The following is a 19,632-nucleotide window of genomic DNA, read 5'->3' on the forward strand; positions in this document are numbered from 1 at the left end:
GCCCCTGCCGTGGGATTAATCAGGCGGGTTTCGCCGTGGGCTTGCGATTATAAGCCCACCAGATCAGACCGAGGCCAGCCAGGATCATCGGCACACAGAGAATCTGACCCATGGTCAGCCAGCCCCAGGCGATGTAACCCAGTTGAGCATCCGGCACCCGCACGAATTCGACGATGAAACGGAAGATACCGTAGAACAGCGCGAACATGCCTGACACCGCCATGGTCGGCCGCGGCTTGCGCGAGAACAGCCACAGGATGACGAACAACGCCACGCCCTCAAGGGCGAACTGGTAAAGCTGCGACGGGTGGCGCGGCAACTGGGCCGGGTCGCTGAACGGCGGGAAGATCATCGCCCATGGCACGTCGGTGGGTTTGCCCCACAGTTCGGCGTTGATGAAGTTGCCGATACGCCCGGCACCCAGGCCAATCGGCACCAGCGGGGCGACGAAGTCCATCAGCTCGAAGAACGACTTGTTGTTGCGCTTGCCGAACCACAAGGCCGCCAGCATCACGCCGATGAAGCCGCCGTGGAACGACATACCGCCTTTCCATACCTCGAAGATCAGCGTCGGGTTGGCCAGGTAGGCGTGCAGGTCGTAGAACAGCACATAGCCCAGGCGCCCGCCGACAATCACCCCCATCGACAGCCAGAACACCAGGTCGGACAGCTTCTCGCGGCTCCAGGTGGGGTCGAAGCGGTTCAGCCGGCGTGAGGCCAGCAGCCAGGCACCGCCGATGCCGATCAGGTACATCAGGCCGTACCAATGGATTTTCAGCGGCCCGATGGCCAAGGCCACGGGGTCTATCTGCGGGTAAGGCAGCATGGAACTTCCTCTCGATTCAAATCAAAAAGCTGAGGCCAACACAGAACAACAGGGCTGCGAACAGGCGTTTCAACAAACGGGGCGACAGCTTGTGCGCCAGGCGCGCGCCGAAGCGGGCGAAGAACATGCTGGTCACGGCAATGCCGACCAGCGCCGGCAGGTACACGTAACCCAGGCTGTGGGGCGGCAGGTGCTCCTCGTGCCAACCCAGCAGCATGAAGCTCAGGGCACTGGCCACAGCAATCGGCAGGCCACAGGCCGATGACGTGGCCACTGCCTGCTGCATGGGCAGGCTACGCCAGGTGAGGAACGGCACCGTCAGCGAACCACCGCCAATGCCGAAAATGGCCGAAGCCCAGCCAATCACCCCACCTGCACCGATCAGCCCAGGTTTGCCGGGAACGCCACGGCTGGCCTTGGGTTTGAGGTCAAGGGCCATCTGCGCGGCGATGACCAAGGCGAACACACCGATGATCTTTTGCAGCAGTGGGCCCTGGATCAGCGAAGCGGTCTTGGCACCGACACCGGCCCCCAGGAGGATGCCGATGGTCATCCAGATGAAGATCGGCCATTGCACCGCCCGCTTGCGGTGGTGCTCCCGCACGGCGTTGATCGAGGTGAAGACGATGGTGGCCAGTGACGTGCCAACGGCCAGGTGAGTCAGCACCGAAGCGTCGAAACCCTGCAGGGTAAAGCTGAACACCAGCACCGGCACGATGATGATGCCGCCGCCCACGCCGAACAGCCCGGCCAGCACACCGGCACAGGCGCCCAACAACAGATAGAGCACGAATTCCATTCGGCATCCCCTAGAAATCAATCCGGCATGGTAACGGAAGCCGGGCTCGGGGCTCTAGTGAACTCTGTGTCAGGATGGATCCGCATCGTTCCTGTGGGTACAGTGACAAAAAAACACAGAGGCCCAACCTATGTGCCTGATCGTATTTGCCTGGCGGCCGGGGCACGCCCTGCCGCTGATCGTGGCGGCCAACCGCGACGAATTCTATGCCCGCCCCACTCAGCCCCTGGCGGCCTGGGAGGATGCACCTGGGGTGCATGCCGGGCGCGACCTGGAGGCAGGCGGTACCTGGCTGGGCGTAGGCCCACAGGGGCGCTTTGCCGCGCTGACCAACATCCGCGACCCGGGCCAGGCGCAGGGGCCCCGCTCGCGGGGTGAGCTGGTGGCGGCGTTTCTGCAGGGCGAGCTAGGGGTTGAGGCTTACCTGGACCAGGTGACCAGCCGTAGCGGGCAGTACTCGGGGTTCAACCTGCTGGTGGGTGATGGGCAGCAACTGGGTTATCTGCATGCCCGTGAGGCCACGCCGCGCCTGCTGAAGGCTGGGGTTTACGGGCTTTCGAACGCCGGGCTGGATACACCGTGGCCGAAGCTGGTGAAGGCACGTGACGGGCTGGAAAACCTGCTGGACACGCCGGAGCCGCACAGGCTGCTGGCTTTGCTCGCGGATAACGAGCCCGCGGCTGATGGTGACCTACCCGAAACAGGCGTGGGGTTGGCAACCGAGAAGTTGCTATCGAGCGTCTTCATCGCCAGCCAGAATTACGGGACACGGGCGAGCACAGTGCTCATTGTGGATGATCAGGGGCAAAGACGGCTGGTTGAGCGCAGTTTCGGGCCTTTTGGCGGGCATTTGGGGGAAATTGAGTTGTTGGCCTGAACATTCGATGTTGTCTGTTCGGGCCTCTTCGCGGGTAAACCCGCTCCTACCACGGATTTGGACACACATCTGGGGTTGGACGCAGGCCGTTGTAGGAGCGGGTTTACCCGCGAAGAGGCCGGACCTGCTGGCCAATCTCCACCACCCGTTCACCGTTGCCGCCGCCATCGTATTCGCGGGTAAACCCGCTCCTACAATAATCGGGTGACACACATCGAGGGTTTAGGCGCAGGCCGGTTGTAGGAGCGGGTTCACCCCCAAAGAGGCCGGGACAGGCCGCATCACCCTCACAAGGTTTTATTAGCCCCAGGCCCAATCATCCGCGCCAACCCAAGGTTCTTCAGGGCCAGCTGCAGCGAGCTGTGGATAACCTGCGGGTTGTCATGGCTCAAGGCCTCGGCCAGCAGTTCCTTGGCCTTGCCCATATTGATCTGGCGCAGCATCCACTTGACCTTCGGCAGGTTGGTGGCGTTCATCGACAGGCTGTCGAAGCCCATGGCCATCAACAGGACCGCTGCCGCCGGGTCACCGGCCATCTCGCCGCAGATGCTCACCGGCTTGCCTTCGCCATGGGCGTCGCGCACCACCGTGTTCAGCGCCTGCAGTACCGCCGGGTGCAGGTAATCGTACAGGTCGGCGACCCGCGGGTTGTTGCGGTCCACCGCCAACAGGTACTGGGTCAGGTCGTTGGAGCCTACCGACAGGAAGTCCACCTGCCGCGCCAGCTCCTTGGTCTGGTACACCGCCGCCGGGATTTCCACCATCACACCCACGGGCGGCATCGGTACATCGGTACCTTCGTCACGCACTTCACCCCAGGCACGGTGGATCAGGTGCAGCGCCTCTTCCAGCTCGTGAATGCCGGAAATCATCGGCAGCAGGATGCGCAGGTTGTTCAGGCCCTCGCTGGCCTTGAGCATGGCGCGGGTCTGCACCAGGAAGATTTCCGGGTGGTCGAGGGTGACGCGGATGCCGCGCCAGCCGAGGAACGGGTTTTCTTCCTTGATGGGGAAGTACGACAGAGCCTTGTCGCCACCGATGTCGAGGGTACGCATGGTCACCGGCAGCGGGTGGAAGGCCGCCAGCTGCTCACGGTAGATGGCCAGCTGCTCTTTCTCACTGGGGAAGCGCTGGTTGATCATGAACGGCACTTCAGTGCGGTACAGGCCTACCCCTTCGGCGCCGCGCTGCTGGGCACGGGCCACGTCAGCGAGCAGGCCAGTGTTGACCCACAGGGGCATGCGGTGGCCGTCGGGGGTGACGCACGGAAGTTCACGCAGTGCATCCAGCCCTTGGGCCAGCTGGCGTTCCTCCTCGACCACTTCGCTGTACTGCTTGCGCAGCACTTCGCTGGGGTTGGTGAACACCTCGCCCTTGTAGCCATCGACGATCAGTTCAATACCGTCGACTTTGGAGTATGGCAGGTCGACCAGGCCCATCACCGTGGGGATGCCCATGGCACGCGCGAGGATGGCGACGTGGGAGTTGCCCGAGCCGAGTACCGAGACCAGGCCGACCAGCTTGCCTTCCGGCACTTCACCGAGCATGGCCGGTGTCAGTTCCTCACTGACCAGGATGGTGTTGTCGGCATACACCAACGACTGCGAGCGCGCTTCCTGCAGGTAGGCCAAAAGGCGGCGCCCCAGGTCCTTGACGTCGGAGGCACGCTCACGCAGGTAGTCGTCGTCCATCAGCTCGAAGCGGTTGACGTGCTCACCAACCACCTGGCGCAGGGCGCCCTGGGCCCACTGGCCGGTCTTGATGACCTCGGTCACCTCACCGCCCAGGGCTGCGTCTTCCAGCATCATCAGATAGACGTCGAACAGCGCACGCTCTTCCGGGCGCAGCTGGGTGGCCAGTTTGGCCGACAGCTTGCGCATGTCGTCGCGCACACCTTCCAGGGCGTTCTGGAACAGCTTGAGTTCGGCGTCGATGTCATCGACGGTCTTGTCCGGGACCACTTCCAGGTCGGCCGGCGGCAACATCACCACCGCACGCCCCACCGCGGCACCAGGCGAACCCGGCACACCCACGAAGCGCGCTTCCTGAATACCTTTGCCCTGACGGCCCAGGCCACGGATCGAGCCGGTAGCCTCGGCGTGGGCGATAACCCCGGCAAGCTGGGCGCTCATGGTGACCAGGAAGGCTTCCTCGCCCTCATCGAACTGACGGCGCTCCTTTTGCTGGATGACCAGTACCCCGACCACACGGCGGTGGTGGATGATCGGCGCACCCAGGAAGGAGGCGAATTTCTCTTCGCCGGTTTCGGCAAAGTAGCGGTAACGCGGGTGGTCGGCGGCGTTTTCCAGGTTCAGCGGCTCTTCCCGGGTACCGACCAGGCCAACCAGGCCTTCGTTGGGGGCCATGCTGACCTTGCCGATGGAGCGCTTGTTCAGGCCTTCGGTCGCCATCAGCACGAAGCGGTTGGTTTCCGGGTCGAGCAGGTAGACCGAGCAGACCTGGCTGCCCATGGCTTCCTTGACGCGCAAGACAATGATCCCCAACGCCGACTTGAGATCTTTGGCGGAGTTTACTTCCTGGACGATCTTGCGCAGCGTATTGAGCATGGCTCGGGGTCGAACTCCGTCGTCAGTCGCGCGTCAACAGACGCGGTGCTAGCTCTTTCAGGGCGCGCCGGTACACCTCGCGCTTGAATGTCACAACCTGGCCCAGCGGATACCAATAGCTCACCCAGCGCCAACCGTCGAATTCCGGCTTGCCGGTCAGGTCCATCCGCACCCGTTGTTCGTTGCTCAACAGGCGCAGCAGGAACCACTTCTGCTTCTGGCCGATGCACAGCGGCTGGCTGTGGGTACGTACCAATCGCTGGGGTAAACGATAACGCAACCAGCCACGGGTGCAGGCAAGAATTTCTACATCGTCGCGTTCAAGGCCAACTTCTTCGTTCAGCTCGCGGTACAGGGCGTCTTCCGGCGTCTCGTCAGGGTTGATACCACCCTGGGGGAATTGCCAGGCATCCTGGTTGATCCGTCGAGCCCATAGCACCTGCCCGGCATCATTCGTGAGAATGATCCCGACATTGGGGCGAAAACCATCCGGGTCGATCACGGCAGCAACCTCGCAAACGCATGTCAACGCATTGTTCCACAAAGCTTGCGAGCGCAGCAACGCGCCCGCCAAGCTTATGTGCAGCTGCGTGAAAACTCCGTATTCTGCGGGCCTACCCTGTGGCTGATGCGAGTGACCGCGATGCGCCTGGCTTTATTCGACCTGGACAATACCCTCCTCGGTGGCGACAGCGACCATGCCTGGGGTGACTATCTTTGCGAGCGCGGCATTCTCGACCCGGTCGCCTACAAGCAACGCAACGACAGCTTCTACCAGGATTACCTCAATGGCACCCTGGACCTTCAGGCCTACCTGGCCTTTTCCATGGAAATCCTGGCGGCAACACCCATGCCCCAACTCGACGAATGGCACCGCGATTTCATGCGCGACTGCATCGAGCCCATCGTCCTGCCCAAGGCCCTGGCCTTGCTGCAGCAGCACCGCGAGGCGGGCGACCAGCTGGTGATCATCACCGCTACCAACCGCTTCGTCACCGCACCAATCGCCCGGCGCCTGGGGGTGCGGGTGTTGCTGGCAACCGAATGCGAGGTGCGCGACGGCCGCTACACCGGGCGTAGTACCGATATACCGTGTTTCCGTGAAGGCAAAGTGACGCGGCTGGAACGCTGGATGCTGGAGAACGGCTTTGATCTTGAGGACAGCTACTTCTATAGCGACTCGATGAATGACCTGCCGTTGTTGCAGCGGGTGACGCATGCAGTGGCTGTGGACCCGGCCCCGGACCTGCGGGCCGAGGCGGATAAGCGTGGATGGCCGGTGATCTCGCTGCGGGATTGAGGTTTTCCGTGCCGGTCTTTTCGCGGGCACGCCCGCTCCCACAGGAATCACCACAGGCCTTGAGGGCTGCGCTGTACCTGTAGGAGCGGGTTCACCCGCGAATAGGCCGGCACAATCAGCACAAGGCTGTCAGACCGGCTTGGCCCCCATCAGCCCGGCAATGGACAGGAAGCAAACCCCACTGAATACCGCCAGCGCCAGGGTAAACCGCAACCCCACCACCTCGGCCTTGCGCAGCCGGTTCAGCCGCACCAGCAGCCACCACACGGCAAACGCGCCAAATGTATAGATGACACTGGATGCCAACACCCAGGTCTGCCCCAGTGGCCAGCCCACCAGGTGTACCAGCCACCAGCCGGTGAACGGCATGCTCACCAGGCACAGGCCCATCACCAACCAGACGAACACCAACGGCCGGCGCAGCAGCTTGGCGTAGGCTTCGGCATCGCCCTGGCGGCGGGCGCGCCAGGTCCAGATCGCCAGGCCCAGGGCGCCCAGAAGCAGCAGCGCGGTGGCGATGATGTGCAGGGTCTTGAGCGTGGTCAGGTGTTCCATGTCTCGGTCGTCCTTAAACGGGCATTTTGCGGTCGCTTCTTCGCGGGCTTACCCGCTCCTGCCAAGGTATCTCAGGCCTTGAGGCCTGCGCGTTACCTGTGGGAGCGGGCAAGCCCGCGAACGGGCCATCAGCCCTAGCTTAGCCGCTCAGCCCAGGAACAGTTTGTAGGCCGGGTTTTCGGTCTCGTCCCAGTACGGGTAACCGATCTTGGCCAGCGCTGCCGGCACCAGGTGACGTTCGTCCTCCGGCACCTGCAGCCCCGCCACCACGCGCCCATCAGCCGCGCCATGGTTGCGGTAGTGGAACATCGAGATGTTCCAGCGCCCGCCCAGCTTGTTGAGGAAGTTGAACAGCGCCCCCGGCCGCTCGGGGAATTCGAAGCGCAGCACCATTTCATCGCTGGCACCGGCCGAGTGGCCGCCGACCATATGACGAATATGCAGCTTGGCCAGTTCATTGTCGGTCAGATCGGTAACCGGGAAGCCCTGCTCGGTCAGTTGCTGCACCAGCGCTGCGCGGGGGTCGTTTTCCGGGTGGGTCTGCACCCCAACGAAGATATGCGCTTCGTCAGAGGTGTGCTTGCGGTAGTTGAACTCGGTGATCTGACGCTTGCCGATAGCCTCGCAGAAGGCCTTGAAGCTACCCGGGCGCTCAGGGATGGTCACGGCGATGATCGCCTCGCGCTTCTCACCCAGCTCGGCACGTTCGGCCACATGGCGCAGGCGATCGAAATTGACGTTGGCACCGGAGTCGATGGCCACCAGGGTCTGGCCGCTGACGCCGTATAGCTCGACGTACTTCTTGATGCCCGCCACACCCAGCGCGCCAGCAGGCTCGGTGATCGAGCGGGTATCGTCGTAGATATCCTTGATTGCTGCGCAGATTTCATCGGTACTGACAGTGACGACTTCGTCCACATGGTGGCGGCAGATATCAAAGGTGTGCTGGCCAATCTGCGCCACCGCCACGCCATCGGCGAACAGCCCGACCTGCGGCAGCACCACACGCTCACCGGCAGCCATGGCCGCCTGCAGGCAGTTGGAATCGTCCGGCTCGACACCGATTACCTTGATTTCCGGGCGCAGGTACTTCACGTAGGCAGCAATGCCGGCGATCAGGCCGCCACCGCCCACCGGCACGAAGATCGCATCCAGCCGGCCAGGGTGTTGGCGCAGGATTTCCATGGCGACGGTGCCCTGCCCGGCGATGGTGTGCGGATCGTCGTAAGGGTGAACGTAGACGAAGCCCTTTTCATCGACCAGTTTCAGCGAATAGGCCAGTGCCTCAGGGAACGAGTCGCCATGCAGCACCACCTTGCCACCGCGCGAGCGCACGCCTTCGACCTTGATCTCCGGAGTAGTCTTGGGCATCACGATGGTGGCCTTGATGCCCATTTCGCGCGCGGCCAGGGCCAGGCCTTGGGCGTGGTTGCCGGCCGAGGCGGTGACCACGCCACGGGCCAGTTCTTCCGGGCTCAGCTGGGCCAGTTTGTTATAGGCGCCGCGGATCTTGAACGAGAATACTGGCTGCAGGTCTTCGCGCTTGAGCAGAATCTGGTTGCCCAGGCGCTTGCTCAGCTGCCCGGCACTCTGCAACGGGGTTTCGACGGCAACGTCATAGACGCGCGAGGTGAGGATCTTCTTGACGTACTGTTCGAGCATCGGGAAAGCATCACTGGGCCGCGGGACGAGGGCTGGGAGTCTACCCCAGCGCTACGTCGGGCGACCACAGCAAAGCCGTGCGAGCCGTTATACTAGGCAACTTTGAAACCGCCCTGCCCCTTCCGGAGCCCGCATGACCCAGGACCAACTCAAACAGGCCGTCGCCCAGGCCGCTGTCGACTTCATTCTGCCCAAGCTGGATGAAAAGAGCGTCGTAGGCGTCGGTACCGGTTCGACCGCCAACTTCTTCATCGATGCCCTGGCTCAGCACAAGACCGCGTTCGACGGCGCAGTCGCCAGCTCCGAAGCCACTGCCCAGCGCCTGAAGGGCCATGGCATCCCGGTCTACGAACTGAACAGCGTCAGCGAGCTTGAGTTTTACGTGGACGGTGCTGACGAGAGCGACGCACACCTGCACCTGATCAAGGGCGGCGGCGCAGCCCTGACCCGCGAAAAGATCGTCGCGGCCGTGGCCAAGACCTTCATCTGCATCGCCGACGGCAGCAAGCTGGTGCCGGTACTGGGGGCCTTCCCGCTGCCGGTCGAAGTAATCCCCATGGCCCGCAGCCACGTGGCACGTCAGCTGGTGAAGCTGGGTGGTGACCCGGTGTACCGTGAAGGCGTGGTCACCGACAACGGCAACGTGATCCTGGATGTGTACAACCTGCAGATCACCAACCCGGTGGAGCTGGAAGCACAGATCAACGCCATCGTCGGCGTGGTGACCAACGGCCTGTTCGCGGCGCGGCCGGCGGATCTGCTGCTGCTGGGTACCGCTGAAGGCGTGAAGAGCCTGAAGGCCGAGTAAAACCCTTCGCGGGTAAACCCGCTCCTACAAGGTACCCCACCGGCCTGGAACCGTGGCGATCTCTGTAGGAGCGGGTTTACCCGCGAACAGGCCCTGATAGGCGATCAATCAGTCGGCTGCTTGAACACATAGAACAGGTTGGGCTCACTGACCAGGTAAATGGTCCCCGCTTCGTCCATCGCAATCCCCTCGGCCTGCGGCACCGTCGCCTGCAACCCCTGGAAGCCCTTGCGCAACGACAAGGTACTCAGCGGCTGGCCCTGTACATCCAGCTCCAGCACCAACCGCGACTCGTCCGACAATGCCAGCAAATGCCCGCTGCGTTCATCGAACTGCAAACTCGACAAATCCCGCACAAACAACCGTGAATCGCGCTTGCGGTCCTGCACCACATGCACGGCGTAGGGCTTTTCCGGATTGTCATGCGGGAAGCCATGCACCTCATAGATCAGCATCGGGTCACGCTCCTTCGCCACGAACAGGCGCTTGCCCGCCGAATCGTAGGCCAGGCCCTCGAAGCCTTTGTTGCCATTGAGGCCAATACCCAATGTCAGCTGTTCGGCATCACCGGCATCGAGAAACATCGTGTCGTCTTCCAGCCGTACGCGAATCAGCCGTTGCTGACGCTCGTCGGTGATCACATAGCTGTTTGGCCCAACGTACTCCACAGCCTCCGGGTCGCCGAAGCCAGTCAGCGGCACACGCCGCAGGATACGGCCATCCAGCGACAGCTCGATCAGCTCCGAACGGGCATTGGTGACCGTGAAGAGGGTTTTGCGGTCGGGGTCGTAGGTCAGCGCCGAAATGTCATCATCCAGCCCTTCGATCGGCTGCGCCTCCAGCACCACCCGGTAGCGATCCAGGCCAATGCTTCGCTCCACAGGCTGCCACCAGGTCTTGAGATTGAACCAGCCACGCTCGAACAGGCGAAACTCCTGCCCGGCCCAGCCAAGCAGGAGCAGACCAAGGGCAGCCAGAACAAGAAACAGGCGAACAAAACGACGCATAGGGACAGACTCGACACAGGGGTGGCGAATCTAATCATGAATGGCTGAAGCAAAGCTTAATGCAAGCGTCAGGCAATTCTGATGATGTTGTCAGTTCTTTTTGAATCGATAGAAAAGCGCCGGCTCGCTGACCATGTACAAGGTGCCCTTGTCGTCCATGGCCACCCCTTCAGCCCGCGGAATGGTGCCTTCAAGCCCGTTGAAGCCGCCCAGCAGCGTCATGAAGCTGACTTGCTGGCCCTGCTCGTCCAGCTCCAGCAGCATGTTGGAGTCGGCCGAAAGCACCAGCAGGTGGCCAGTACGCGGGTCGACACCCAGCGCAGACAGGTTGCGCAAGTCGAGCTCATCGCTAGGCAACGGCTGCTTCTCACCCTTGAGCGGGCTGCGGCCATCGGTGTTCCAGGTGTACAGCTTGGGCGGGCGCTCCTCACCAATGATCAGGCGCTGGCGCAGCGGGTCCCAGGCGACGGCCTCGAAGCCCTTGTTGCTCTTGGCCGAAGGGCCCAGGTCGTGGCTCGGGAAGTCGTCGTGATTCAGTGCAGTGGTCTGCGCGTCCACCTTGACCACGGTCAGGTCATGCAGGCGCTCGTCGGTGATGGCCAGGTTGCCGTCTTCCAGCACCGCGATGCCTTCGGGGTTGTTCCAGCCGTTGAGCGGGATCTTGCGCAGTACATCGCCCTCCAGGCTCAGCTCGACCAGGAACGGGTTCTTGCCCATGACCGCGAACAGGGTGCGGGTCTGCGGGTTGAAGGCCACGTCCGAGGCTTCGTCATCGTCCATGCCCGGCAGCGGTTTGGCGTCGATGTCCACCTGGTAATCCGGCAGCCACACGCTATCGCTGCGCTCGGCGGTGCTTTCGAAGCTTTCTTTTACCCACAGTGCACCGCGGTCATCCCAGTGCATGGCCACGGCCACGCCATAGCCGATCACCGCCGCCACGGCCAGGCCGAAGGGCCAGCGCAGGTAGAAGCGACGCTTGGGAGTTGCCGGGGCGCTGGAGGAGGATGGCATGCGGTGATCCTGGGGAAATAGGCGTAGGTGCGCGCATTATCCGGATTGGGTGTGAAAAATCGGTAAACAGTGCCGGCCCATTCGCGGGCATGCCCGCTCCCAAGGTGCTGCAATCCCTGTAGGAGCGGGTTTACCCGCGAAGAACGCGACGCGTTCCCTGTAGGAGCGGGTTTACCCGCGAAAAAGGCGACGCGGTTTCGAGTTAAAGCACCCGGCTTTCGAAGCGGCTCACACCCGGCAGTTCCAGCACCAGCTCGTCACCGACATTGAACGGCCCAACACCCGCCGGGGTACCGGTGAGGATTACATCCCCCGCTTGTAGCGAGAAATGCGCTGCCATGTACTGGATCATCGGCACGATCGGGTTCAGCATCATCGCGCTGTTACCCTCCTGGCGCACTTCGCCGTTCACGGTCAGGCGCACCGGGATGTCTGTCACGTCCTCAAAGCTGGCGGCCGAGACGAACGGTGGCAGCACGCAAGCGCCGTCAAAGCACTTGGCCAGCTCCCAGGGCAGGCCCTTTTCCTTCAGTTTGGCCTGCACGTCGCGCAGGGTCAGGTCCAGCGCCGGTGCGTAACCGGAAATGGCGTCCAGCACCTCTTCCTCGCTCGGGTGGGTCGACAGCGGCTTGCCCAGCAGCACGGCAATTTCAACCTCATAGTGCACCGACCCACGCTCGGCCGGGATCTTGAAGCCACCTTCGGCCGGCACCACGCAGCTGCCTGGCTTGATGAACAGCAGCGGCTCGGTGGGGATCGGGTTGTCCAGTTCCTTGGCATGCTCGGCATAGTTACGGCCGATGCACACCACCTTGCCCAGGGGGAAGTGAATGCGCGTGCCGTCTACGTACTGGTGCTGGTAACTCATGGCCGACTCCTTCTGGATACTGCTTTTTATTCAGGTGCGAAGATCTTACCCGGATTCATGATGCCGTTAGGGTCGAACACGGCCTTTATTGCCTTCATGCAGGCGATTTCTTCGGGGGAGCGGCTGTAGCCCAGGTAGTCACGCTTGGTCATGCCCACGCCATGCTCGGCAGAAATCGACCCGTTGTAACGCTCGACGATCTCGAACACCCACTTGTTGACCTTGGCACACGAAGCGAAGAAGTCGTCCTTGCTCATATGCTCAGGCTTGAGGATGTTCAAGTGCAGGTTGCCATCACCAATATGGCCGTACCACACCACTTCATAGTCCGGGTAATGCGCTGAGACGATGGCGTCGATATCGCGCAGGAACGCAGGCACTTTCGAGACGGTGACGGAAATGTCGTTCTTGTACGGTGTCCAGTGCGAGATGGTTTCCGACAGGTACTCGCGCAGCTTCCACAGGTTTTTCAGCTGGCTTTCGCTCTGGCTCATCACCCCGTCCAGCACCCAACCCTGCTCGACGCAGTGCTCGAAGGTAGCCAATGCTTCATTGGCAACCTCTTCAGTGCTGGCCTCGAACTCCAGCAGCGCATAGAACGGGCAATCCGTCGCGAAGGGCGCAGGCACATCGCCGCGGGCGAGGATCTTGGCCAACCCCTTGTCGGAGAAGAATTCAAAAGCGGTCAGGTCCAGCTTGCCCTGGAAGGCGTGCAGCACCGGCATGATAGCGTCGAAGTCCGGTGTGCCCAGCACCATGGCGGTGAGGTTGCGCGGTGCGCGGTCCAGGCGCATGGTGGCCTCGACCACGAAGCCCAGCGTACCCTCGGCACCAATGAACAGCTGGCGCAGGTCGTAGCCGGTGGCGTTCTTGATCAGGTCCTTGTTCAGTTCCAGCAACTCGCCCTTGCCGGTGACCACTTTCAGCCCGGCCACCCAGTTGCGGGTCATACCGTAACGAATCACCTTGATCCCGCCGGCATTGGTGCCGATATTGCCGCCAATCTGGCTGGAACCGCTGGAAGCGAAGTCCACCGGGTAATAGAGACCTTGCTCTTCGGCGTAGGTTTGCAACTGGCGGGTGACGACCCCTGGCTGGCAAACCACAGTACGGTCGAAAGCATTGAAGCCAAGGATCTGGTTCATGTAGTCGAAGGCGACGACAACCTCGCCATTGGCCGCCACGGCGCCGGCAGAAAGCCCGGTGCGCCCGCCAGAGGGCACCAGCGCCACCTTGTGCGCATTGGCCCAGTGCACAATGGCTTGCACCTGTTCTATCGTTTTGGGGAAGACGATGGCGCTGGGCGCTGGCGGATAATGCTTGGTCCAGTCCTTGCCATACGCTTCGAGGGAAACCGGGTCAGTCAGGACCTTGCCAGGGTCGACAAGGGTCATCAGTTCTTCAATAACAGCGGGGTGGGTCATCGCTGGAACTCTCGACTTATTCATGGTCACCCTGAGCACTCTTCACCTGTCGGGATAAGCTCAGATTGTGTCGCGTATGCTAGCATAGCCCTCCCGCTGTTCATGCTAAGGCTGCCCTCGCGCCTGGCATCACCCCTCGCCAATTTATCTCCGGGATACAGGTTTACGCAGATGAGCAAGACTTCTCTCGACAAGAGCAAGATCCGGTTCCTTCTTCTTGAAGGTGTGCACCAGAACGCGGTCGATACTCTCAAGGCCGCCGGCTACACCAACATCGAATACCTCACTGGTTCGTTGCCGGAAGCCGAGCTGAAGGAAAAGATCGCTGATGCCCACTTCATCGGCATCCGGTCGCGTACCCAGCTCACTGAAGAGATCTTCGACTGCGCCAAGAAACTGGTCGCTGTTGGCTGCTTCTGCATCGGCACCAACCAGGTTGACCTGGAAGCTGCCCGCGCGCGCGGTATCGCCGTGTTCAACGCACCGTACTCCAACACCCGTTCGGTGGCCGAGCTGGTGCTGGCCGAAGCCATCCTGCTGCTGCGCGGCATCCCTGAGAAGAACGCCTCCTGCCACCGTGGTGGCTGGATCAAGAGCGCGGCCAACTCGTTCGAAATCCGCGGCAAGAAACTGGGCATCGTCGGCTACGGCTCGATTGGTACCCAGCTTTCGGTACTGGCTGAGAACATGGGCATGCAGGTGTACTTCTTCGACCCGCTGACCAAGCTGCCACTGGGCAACGCCGTGCAGGTCACCAGCCTGAACGAGCTGCTGGGCCTGGCTGACATCGTCTCGCTGCACGTGCCTGAACTGCCCTCCACCCAGTGGATGATCGGCGAGAAGGAAATCCGCTCGATGAAGAAGGGCGCGATCCTGATCAACGCCGCCCGTGGCACCGTGGTCGAACTGGACCACTTGGCCGCTGCCATCAAGGACAAGCACCTGATCGGCGCCGCCATCGACGTGTTCCCGGTCGAGCCACGCTCCAACGACGAAGAGTTCGAAAGCCCGCTGCGCGGCCTCGACAACGTGATCCTGACGCCGCACATTGGTGGTTCCACCGCCGAAGCCCAGGCCAACATCGGTCTGGAAGTGGCCGAGAAGCTGGTCAAGTACAGCGACAACGGTACCTCGGTGTCCTCGGTCAACTTCCCGGAAGTGGCCCTGCCGGCTCACCCAGGCAAGCACCGCCTGCTGCACATCCACGAAAACATCCCGGGCGTGCTCAGCGAGATCAACAAGGTCTTCGCCGAGAACGGTATCAACATCTCCGGTCAGTTCCTGCAGACCAACGAGAAAGTCGGTTACGTGGTAATCGACGTTGACGCCGAGTACTCGGACCTTGCGCAAGAGAAACTGCAACAGGTCAAGGGCACCATCCGTTCCCGCGTCCTGTTCTAAGTCTCGGTGCAGCATGAAAAAGGGAGGCCCTGAAGGCCTCCCTTTTTTTATTTCACTTCAACCGTGATCTTCTTCGACTCGACGCTAGGCTTGAACGGCACATGATACTGGTCACCCAGAATCAGTTGCAGGGTGTGCTTGCCCGGGGTCAGGGTAATGCTGGTTTCGGTCTGTGCCTTGCCAAAGTGCAGCACTTGCGGCCCCTTCGGCAGTGCGACGCCGGCCTCTGGCATCAGGCTGGTCGGCAGTGGCATGTCAGCCACCGGCTCTTTGTCGACATCCACCAGCAGATGGTGGTGCCCGGTGTGCGGGGTTTGGTCACCCGCAGGCTTGAGGCCCATACCCTCGATACCGAACTTGACGGTGAAGGTTTTGTCGACCGTGGCACCATCGGCGGGGGAAACGATGAAGACCTTCGCCTCCTTGGGCGGCTCCTGGCTCTTCAGGGCGTCTGCGGCACTGGCGAACACCGACGCTCCCATCAGCAGACCGGCAACGGCAGCACGCGAAAATAGGCTGTTCATTCACTTCTCCTGTGATTCACTTATTGACCGCAGCCTGTCATCCAAACGCGGCGGTAGTTCACCTTAGTTGAAATATGCGCCAAGGTGTTCACATTGCCTGGCAGAAATATTTCAGTCAGGGTTAAACAATGCCGAGGCTTGAAGGTCATAGGCTGCGCTCGATCACGGCGAGGAAGAAAGCCGTGGCGATCGATTTCAAACTGCTAAAAGAAAAGGGGCATACATGCGTTCGACCATAGGGGTACTGCTGGCAGTACTGATCAGTCCATTGGCTCAGGCAGAGCTGATCGACGAAATCGCCGACCGGGGCGAACTGCGCATTGCCGTACAGGCCGAGAACTCGCCATACGCCTTCAAACAAGACGACCACCTGACAGGTTTCGACATCGAATTTGGCCAGGCCCTGGCCAAGGAACTGGACTTGCGCGCCGAGTTCGTCGAAGCCCCGTCTGCCGAAGTGCTGGCGGGTGTCGAGAGTGGCAAGTACGACATCGCGTTCGCCCCGTCGAGTGAATCGCTCACAGGCGACGGCCCGCTCGATGTAAGCCTGCCGATTGGCGAGAAGAAGCTGGTGATCCCGTTTCAGAAGGACAACCCGGCTTTTGAAAGCGCCGTAAACAATGCGTTGCAGCGCTTGAAAGACAGTGGCCGGACTGCCGAGCTTGAGCAGAAGTGGTTCAAGGGTGTGCAGGAGACTGCAGGCGGGCAGTGAGGTCTTCTTTGCAACCTGTACCCGCTAATACAGTGGCGGCGGCAACGGTGATCGGCGGGGGAGATTGGCCAGCAGGGCCGGCCTCTTCGCGGGTGAACCCGCTCCTACACGACGGGCTGTGTCCACCCCCCGATGGGTGTCCACCACCGCGGTAGGAACGGGTTCACCCGCAAAAGGGCCGGCGCAGGTTCAAGCAGATCTATCAGCCAAAGCCCGCTGCGCCTGGTCCAGCTCCAGCTCGCTGAACACCTGCACGCCCGCCCGCCGCAGCAGCGCCGTGGTTACCCCTTCCCCCGCCACTTTCACCCCCCTGAAGGTGCCATCATAGGTCAACCGGTTGCCACACGAAGGGCTACCAGACTTCAGCACCGCTACGCGAATGCCATGCCGCCGTACCAGCTCCAGCGCCAACTGCGCACCCGCCAGAAACGCGGCACTGACATCTTCACCCGTCACCGTCAGCACCTGCGTGTCGCCATCGAGCACTGCGCTGCCCTGCCCTCCCAGGATCTCTGCTGGTGGCCGCGGTGTCGGCAAGCCACCGGCTACCTCCGGGCACAACGGCACCACGCGCCCTTCGGCCTGCCACTGCTGCAACAAATCGGGATGACCGCTTGCCCGGCCGTCATAGCGTACTGGCTGCCCCAACAGGCAGGCGCTCACCAGCACCTTGGGCCTCTCAGAACGGGTCATTGCCACGCCGCCTGAACCAGCCGGTCAATGACAGCCGCTCACGCCCGGCCGGCAGGACTTCGTGAGGCACTTCGCCCGACAGGAATACCACCAGGCAACCGGCCACTGGCTCGACATCGTGCTCGACACCGTCGGCCAGGAACATACGCAACTGGCCACCGTCATGCGATTGCCAGCCTTCATTGAGGTAAAGCACCGCCGAGACCATGCGACGGTCATCGTCGCGGAAGCGGTCCAGGTGCCGGCGATAGAACGCCCCCGGTGGGTACAGGGCAAAGTGGCATTCAAAGTCTTCCAGGCCCAGGAAAAGGCCTTGGTTGATTGCCAGGCGCAGCTGATCCATCGCCGCCAGGTACAGGTCGCAGGCCTCGGCCTGCCCCGGGTCGATCCACTGGATCTGGTCACCGCGAATGGCTTCGCGCACCTCCTGGGTAGCACCCCGCCCAACCCCTGCGGGGTTCAGTTCGCCTTCGGCATCACGGCGACGGCACTCGGCCGCCAGCGCGCGCACCAGGTCGGCAGGCAGAAAGTGCGCCTGCTGGGACCAGCCATGGGTGGCCAGATCGTCGACGACGGCCGCAAGCATCGGGTGTTCAGGGGATATGTGCATGGCGCGCATCATATCCATTCGCCCTGTCGCCGCACAGCGCCACTTGGCCGAGAAACACGCGGGTATCTCGACAAACCGGCGCCGGGCCAAGGACAATAGCCACCTGCCGACAGGAGTCCTGAATGCGCCGTCTGTTTTCCCTGATTCTGCTGATGATCTGCACCATGCCTGTCTGGGCAGACAACCTGGATCAACTGTACAAGGCCGCCGGCTGGCCCGACCAGCGCGCCCACTTCAACGATGCCCTGACCGCTGCCCAGGAGCGCTACCGCAACAGTTTGCCACCCGCCGTCTACCAGGCGCTGGTCAACAACAGCAACCAGCGCTTCCAGGCCCAGGCGGTGGACCGTCGCGCCCAGGCAAAGCTGCGCGCCACCCTGGCCAACCCGGCACCGGCCCTGGCCTTCTTCCAGTCACCGCTAGGGCGCAAAGTGGTGGCGGCCGAGCTCAAGGCCACCCGAAAGGACGAACTGGCCAAGAACGCCAAAGGCCTGCCCAAGATCCAGGCCAGCGACGATCGTCTGCTGGTCATCGGCCACCTGGCCCAAGCCCTGCCTGCGCGTGAAGCCGGCGCCGAAGTGAGCCTTGCCATCGCCGGTGTAGCCGCCGACAGCCTCAGCTCGATGATCCCCGGCCTGTTCGGCGGCGGCCAGGCCCAGAGCCTGCTGGATGGCCAGCGCCAGCGGTTGATGGGGCAGATTGGCGAAGACCTGAACAACACCCTGCTGTACGTCTACCGCGACCTGTCCGATGCCGAGCTGGAAGCATTCGCCACCTTTGCCGAGTCGCCAGAGGGCAAGGCTTACTACCAGGCGGCCCTGGCCGCTGTACGCGCCGCCCTGGCGGTTGGTCAAAGCACCAACGACCTGAAGTGATCAGCCCAGGCGCTGGTCGATGAAGTCGAAGTAGCGCTGGCGGATGCCCGGCAACTCGTTGGCCAGGTGGTGACGGGCCTCGGGCAGCATCAGGATCTGTGGCTCGGCAAACTTGGCCTTGAGCACTTCGAGGTTGTAGGGCCAGTCCACCGTGCCATCTGCCTCCCCCTGCACGATCAATGGCCGACGCGCACTGCGCGGCGCGGCCTCGATGCGTTTGACCCAGGCGATCAGTGCGCCCACCCAGGCCGTTGGCAGGCGACGCGGTTGCAGCGGGTCGGCCTCCAGGAACGGCAGGAAGGCCGGGTCGTTGGTGTTCTCACTGAAGCGCCGTTCGATGCCATTGACGAAGTGGCGCAGCACGCAATAACTGAACTTCGACCAGCGCCAGGAACATGGCCGCACCAGCGGGGCCAGCAGGATGACCTGGCCATCGACGGGGCTGCGTGCGCCCTGGTGCAGCAGATGGTCCACGGCAATCGCCCCCCCCGTGCTCTGCCCACAAAGGTGCCACGGGTGCGGCAGTTGCAGCGTGTGCGCCTGTTCGAACAAGGCCTCCAGCACCTGCTGGTACACCGCGAAGTCAGTGATGCTGGCCCGCTCGCCGCTGGACAGGCCGTGGCCGGGCAGGTCGCAACTGATCACCGCAAAACCTTGCTTGAGTGCCCACGCAATCACATGCTGGTAGAGGCCCATGTGGTCGTAATAGCCGTGCAGCAGGAACAACGTCGCGCTGGGCTGCTCGGGTAGCCAGGCCTGCCCGACCAGGTCGAACCCCGCCGCCTGGAAGCCGCCCAGCCAGCTGTGTGCCGGCAGGTCCAGGCCATAGAAGCGCTGGTAGTCCTGCGCTTGTGCCGACAGTGGCTGGCGAGTGGTGAACGGCGCCAGGCTGGTGCGCAGGCAGTCGGGGTGAAAGGCAGGGGGCATCGGGTACATCCACATTGATGCAAGTATTGATCTGGAATCTTCAGCTCTGGCCGGCGCCATGGCAAGCTTGCTCACCTCCAACAACCAGCACCGAACTAATTGTGGGAGCGGCCTTGTGTCGCGAAAGGGCCGCGCAGCGGCCCCAGCGATCTATGCATGATGCCGAGATCCTGGGGCCGCTGCGCG

Annotated in this window: 20 protein-coding genes; 6 read left to right on the forward strand and 14 right to left on the reverse strand. The window is 62.4% G+C overall.

Features of this window, described 5'->3' with window-relative positions; genetic code table 11:
• Nucleotides 1-19 precede the first annotated feature (19 nt).
• Nucleotides 20-826 carry a prolipoprotein diacylglyceryl transferase gene (gene lgt / locus I8746_RS01880; RefSeq protein WP_003249027.1) on the reverse strand — a complete coding sequence of 269 codons (807 nt, stop codon included), beginning with the start codon at nt 824-826 and terminating at the stop codon, nt 20-22.
• Between the two features lie 16 nt (nt 827-842).
• Entirely contained in the window at nt 843-1,625 is a 783-nt protein-coding gene (locus I8746_RS01885; RefSeq protein ID WP_003249024.1) for a sulfite exporter TauE/SafE family protein, read from the reverse strand.
• A gap of 130 nt (nt 1,626-1,755) precedes the next feature.
• Here I8746_RS01885 and I8746_RS01890 point away from each other — a divergent pair, with 130 nt between their 5' ends.
• The gene (locus I8746_RS01890; protein ID WP_012054015.1) at nt 1,756-2,502 is read left to right on the forward strand and encodes an NRDE family protein; all 747 of its coding nucleotides are present in this window, start codon (nt 1,756-1,758) and stop codon (nt 2,500-2,502) included.
• Nucleotides 2,503-2,789: 287 nt separating this feature from the next.
• Here the strand turns inward: I8746_RS01890 and ptsP are convergent, their stop codons facing one another.
• Both ptsP and I8746_RS01900 read right to left on the reverse strand, forming a co-directional pair.
• Nucleotides 2,790-5,069, reverse strand: a complete 2,280-nt coding sequence (gene ptsP, locus I8746_RS01895; RefSeq protein ID WP_003249020.1) for a phosphoenolpyruvate--protein phosphotransferase — start codon at nt 5,067-5,069, stop codon at nt 2,790-2,792.
• 22 nt (nt 5,070-5,091) lie between these two features.
• Nucleotides 5,092-5,571 carry an RNA pyrophosphohydrolase gene (locus I8746_RS01900; RefSeq protein ID WP_012054016.1) on the reverse strand — a complete coding sequence of 160 codons (480 nt, stop codon included), beginning with the start codon at nt 5,569-5,571 and terminating at the stop codon, nt 5,092-5,094.
• A 141-nt stretch (nt 5,572-5,712) separates the two neighbouring features.
• Between I8746_RS01900 and I8746_RS01905 the strand changes: the two genes are divergently transcribed.
• The gene (locus tag I8746_RS01905; protein ID WP_012054017.1) at nt 5,713-6,369 is read left to right on the forward strand and encodes an HAD family phosphatase; all 657 of its coding nucleotides are present in this window, start codon (nt 5,713-5,715) and stop codon (nt 6,367-6,369) included.
• A 129-nt stretch (nt 6,370-6,498) separates the two neighbouring features.
• Here I8746_RS01905 and I8746_RS01910 read toward each other — a convergent pair whose 3' ends face one another.
• Together I8746_RS01910 and ilvA are read right to left on the reverse strand one after the other, a co-directional pair.
• A complete protein-coding gene (locus I8746_RS01910; RefSeq protein ID WP_012054018.1) occupies nt 6,499-6,924 on the reverse strand; it encodes a DUF2269 domain-containing protein in 426 nt (141 codons plus the stop codon).
• Between the two features lie 147 nt (nt 6,925-7,071).
• Nucleotides 7,072-8,586, reverse strand: coding sequence for a threonine ammonia-lyase, biosynthetic (gene ilvA / locus I8746_RS01915; RefSeq protein WP_012054019.1), 1,515 nt, complete (start codon nt 8,584-8,586; stop codon nt 7,072-7,074).
• A 133-nt stretch (nt 8,587-8,719) separates the two neighbouring features.
• Between ilvA and rpiA the strand changes: the two genes are divergently transcribed.
• A complete protein-coding gene (gene rpiA, locus I8746_RS01920) occupies nt 8,720-9,394 on the forward strand; it encodes a ribose-5-phosphate isomerase RpiA (protein ID WP_003249004.1) in 675 nt (224 codons plus the stop codon).
• 104 nt (nt 9,395-9,498) lie between these two features.
• Here rpiA and I8746_RS01925 read toward each other — a convergent pair whose 3' ends face one another.
• The 4 genes from I8746_RS01925 to I8746_RS01940 all read right to left on the reverse strand — a co-directional run bounded on the left by I8746_RS01925 (nt 9,499) and on the right by I8746_RS01940 (nt 13,704).
• On the reverse strand, nt 9,499-10,401 hold the full coding sequence (locus I8746_RS01925; RefSeq protein ID WP_014754759.1) for an SdiA-regulated domain-containing protein: 903 nt from the start codon (nt 10,399-10,401) through the stop codon (nt 9,499-9,501).
• A gap of 90 nt (nt 10,402-10,491) precedes the next feature.
• The gene (locus tag I8746_RS01930) at nt 10,492-11,412 is read right to left on the reverse strand and encodes an SdiA-regulated domain-containing protein (RefSeq protein WP_221099937.1); all 921 of its coding nucleotides are present in this window, start codon (nt 11,410-11,412) and stop codon (nt 10,492-10,494) included.
• A 202-nt stretch (nt 11,413-11,614) separates the two neighbouring features.
• Entirely contained in the window at nt 11,615-12,280 is a 666-nt protein-coding gene (locus I8746_RS01935; protein WP_012054022.1) for a fumarylacetoacetate hydrolase family protein, read from the reverse strand.
• Between the two features lie 26 nt (nt 12,281-12,306).
• The gene (locus I8746_RS01940; RefSeq protein ID WP_014754761.1) at nt 12,307-13,704 is read right to left on the reverse strand and encodes an FAD-binding oxidoreductase; all 1,398 of its coding nucleotides are present in this window, start codon (nt 13,702-13,704) and stop codon (nt 12,307-12,309) included.
• Between the two features lie 171 nt (nt 13,705-13,875).
• Between I8746_RS01940 and serA the strand changes: the two genes are divergently transcribed.
• Nucleotides 13,876-15,105, forward strand: coding sequence for a phosphoglycerate dehydrogenase (gene serA / locus I8746_RS01945; RefSeq protein ID WP_003248995.1), 1,230 nt, complete (start codon nt 13,876-13,878; stop codon nt 15,103-15,105).
• Nucleotides 15,106-15,152: 47 nt separating this feature from the next.
• Here serA and I8746_RS01950 read toward each other — a convergent pair whose 3' ends face one another.
• Nucleotides 15,153-15,629: a DUF4399 domain-containing protein gene (locus tag I8746_RS01950; protein WP_010955687.1), complete on the reverse strand. Its 477-nt coding sequence runs from the start codon at nt 15,627-15,629 to the stop codon at nt 15,153-15,155.
• Nucleotides 15,630-15,852: 223 nt separating this feature from the next.
• On the opposite strand from I8746_RS01950, the gene I8746_RS01955 reads away from it, so the two are divergent.
• Complete coding sequence (locus I8746_RS01955) at nt 15,853-16,341, forward strand: transporter substrate-binding domain-containing protein (RefSeq protein ID WP_014754763.1); 489 nt, start codon at nt 15,853-15,855, stop codon at nt 16,339-16,341.
• Nucleotides 16,342-16,530: 189 nt separating this feature from the next.
• Here the strand turns inward: I8746_RS01955 and I8746_RS01960 are convergent, their stop codons facing one another.
• Together I8746_RS01960 and I8746_RS01965 are read right to left on the reverse strand one after the other, a co-directional pair.
• Entirely contained in the window at nt 16,531-17,034 is a 504-nt protein-coding gene (locus I8746_RS01960) for a DUF523 domain-containing protein (protein ID WP_017148014.1), read from the reverse strand.
• Nucleotides 17,021-17,653, reverse strand: a complete 633-nt coding sequence (locus tag I8746_RS01965; protein ID WP_029611798.1) for a 2OG-Fe(II) oxygenase — start codon at nt 17,651-17,653, stop codon at nt 17,021-17,023. Before I8746_RS01965 ends, I8746_RS01960 begins: the two co-directional genes overlap by 14 nt.
• A 113-nt stretch (nt 17,654-17,766) precedes the next feature.
• Between I8746_RS01965 and I8746_RS01970 the strand changes: the two genes are divergently transcribed.
• Nucleotides 17,767-18,519, forward strand: a complete 753-nt coding sequence (locus I8746_RS01970; protein WP_012054028.1) for a DUF2059 domain-containing protein — start codon at nt 17,767-17,769, stop codon at nt 18,517-18,519.
• Here the strand turns inward: I8746_RS01970 and I8746_RS01975 are convergent, their stop codons facing one another.
• On the reverse strand, nt 18,520-19,446 hold the full coding sequence (locus I8746_RS01975) for an alpha/beta hydrolase (protein WP_017148016.1): 927 nt from the start codon (nt 19,444-19,446) through the stop codon (nt 18,520-18,522).
• Nucleotides 19,447-19,632 lie beyond the last annotated feature (186 nt).

The sequence above is a fragment of the Pseudomonas sp. USTB-Z genome, assembly GCF_019691255.1.
GTDB lineage: Bacteria > Pseudomonadota > Gammaproteobacteria > Pseudomonadales > Pseudomonadaceae > Aquipseudomonas > Aquipseudomonas alloputida.

Bases quoted from the DNA above. Each gene is read 5' to 3' on its own strand.
- lgt (WP_003249027.1), bottom strand. From the start codon at position 826: ATGCTGCCTTACCCGCAGATAGACCCCGTGGCCTTGGCCATCGGGCCG.
- I8746_RS01885 (WP_003249024.1), bottom strand. From the start codon at position 1,625: ATGGAATTCGTGCTCTATCTGTTGTTGGGCGCCTGTGCCGGTGTGCTG.
- I8746_RS01890 (WP_012054015.1), top strand. From the start codon at position 1,756: ATGTGCCTGATCGTATTTGCCTGGCGGCCGGGGCACGCCCTGCCGCTG.
- ptsP (WP_003249020.1), bottom strand. From the start codon at position 5,069: ATGCTCAATACGCTGCGCAAGATCGTCCAGGAAGTAAACTCCGCCAAA.
- I8746_RS01905 (WP_012054017.1), top strand. From the start codon at position 5,713: ATGCGCCTGGCTTTATTCGACCTGGACAATACCCTCCTCGGTGGCGAC.
- I8746_RS01910 (WP_012054018.1), bottom strand. From the start codon at position 6,924: ATGGAACACCTGACCACGCTCAAGACCCTGCACATCATCGCCACCGCG.
- ilvA (WP_012054019.1), bottom strand. From the start codon at position 8,586: ATGCTCGAACAGTACGTCAAGAAGATCCTCACCTCGCGCGTCTATGAC.
- rpiA (WP_003249004.1), top strand. From the start codon at position 8,720: ATGACCCAGGACCAACTCAAACAGGCCGTCGCCCAGGCCGCTGTCGAC.
- I8746_RS01925 (WP_014754759.1), bottom strand. From the start codon at position 10,401: ATGCGTCGTTTTGTTCGCCTGTTTCTTGTTCTGGCTGCCCTTGGTCTG.
- I8746_RS01930 (WP_221099937.1), bottom strand. From the start codon at position 11,412: ATGCCATCCTCCTCCAGCGCCCCGGCAACTCCCAAGCGTCGCTTCTAC.
- I8746_RS01935 (WP_012054022.1), bottom strand. From the start codon at position 12,280: ATGAGTTACCAGCACCAGTACGTAGACGGCACGCGCATTCACTTCCCC.
- I8746_RS01940 (WP_014754761.1), bottom strand. From the start codon at position 13,704: ATGACCCACCCCGCTGTTATTGAAGAACTGATGACCCTTGTCGACCCT.
- serA (WP_003248995.1), top strand. From the start codon at position 13,876: ATGAGCAAGACTTCTCTCGACAAGAGCAAGATCCGGTTCCTTCTTCTT.
- I8746_RS01950 (WP_010955687.1), bottom strand. From the start codon at position 15,629: ATGAACAGCCTATTTTCGCGTGCTGCCGTTGCCGGTCTGCTGATGGGA.
- I8746_RS01955 (WP_014754763.1), top strand. From the start codon at position 15,853: ATGCGTTCGACCATAGGGGTACTGCTGGCAGTACTGATCAGTCCATTG.
- I8746_RS01960 (WP_017148014.1), bottom strand. From the start codon at position 17,034: ATGACCCGTTCTGAGAGGCCCAAGGTGCTGGTGAGCGCCTGCCTGTTG.
- I8746_RS01965 (WP_029611798.1), bottom strand. From the start codon at position 17,653: ATGCGCGCCATGCACATATCCCCTGAACACCCGATGCTTGCGGCCGTC.
- I8746_RS01970 (WP_012054028.1), top strand. From the start codon at position 17,767: ATGCGCCGTCTGTTTTCCCTGATTCTGCTGATGATCTGCACCATGCCT.
- I8746_RS01975 (WP_017148016.1), bottom strand. From the start codon at position 19,446: ATGCCCCCTGCCTTTCACCCCGACTGCCTGCGCACCAGCCTGGCGCCG.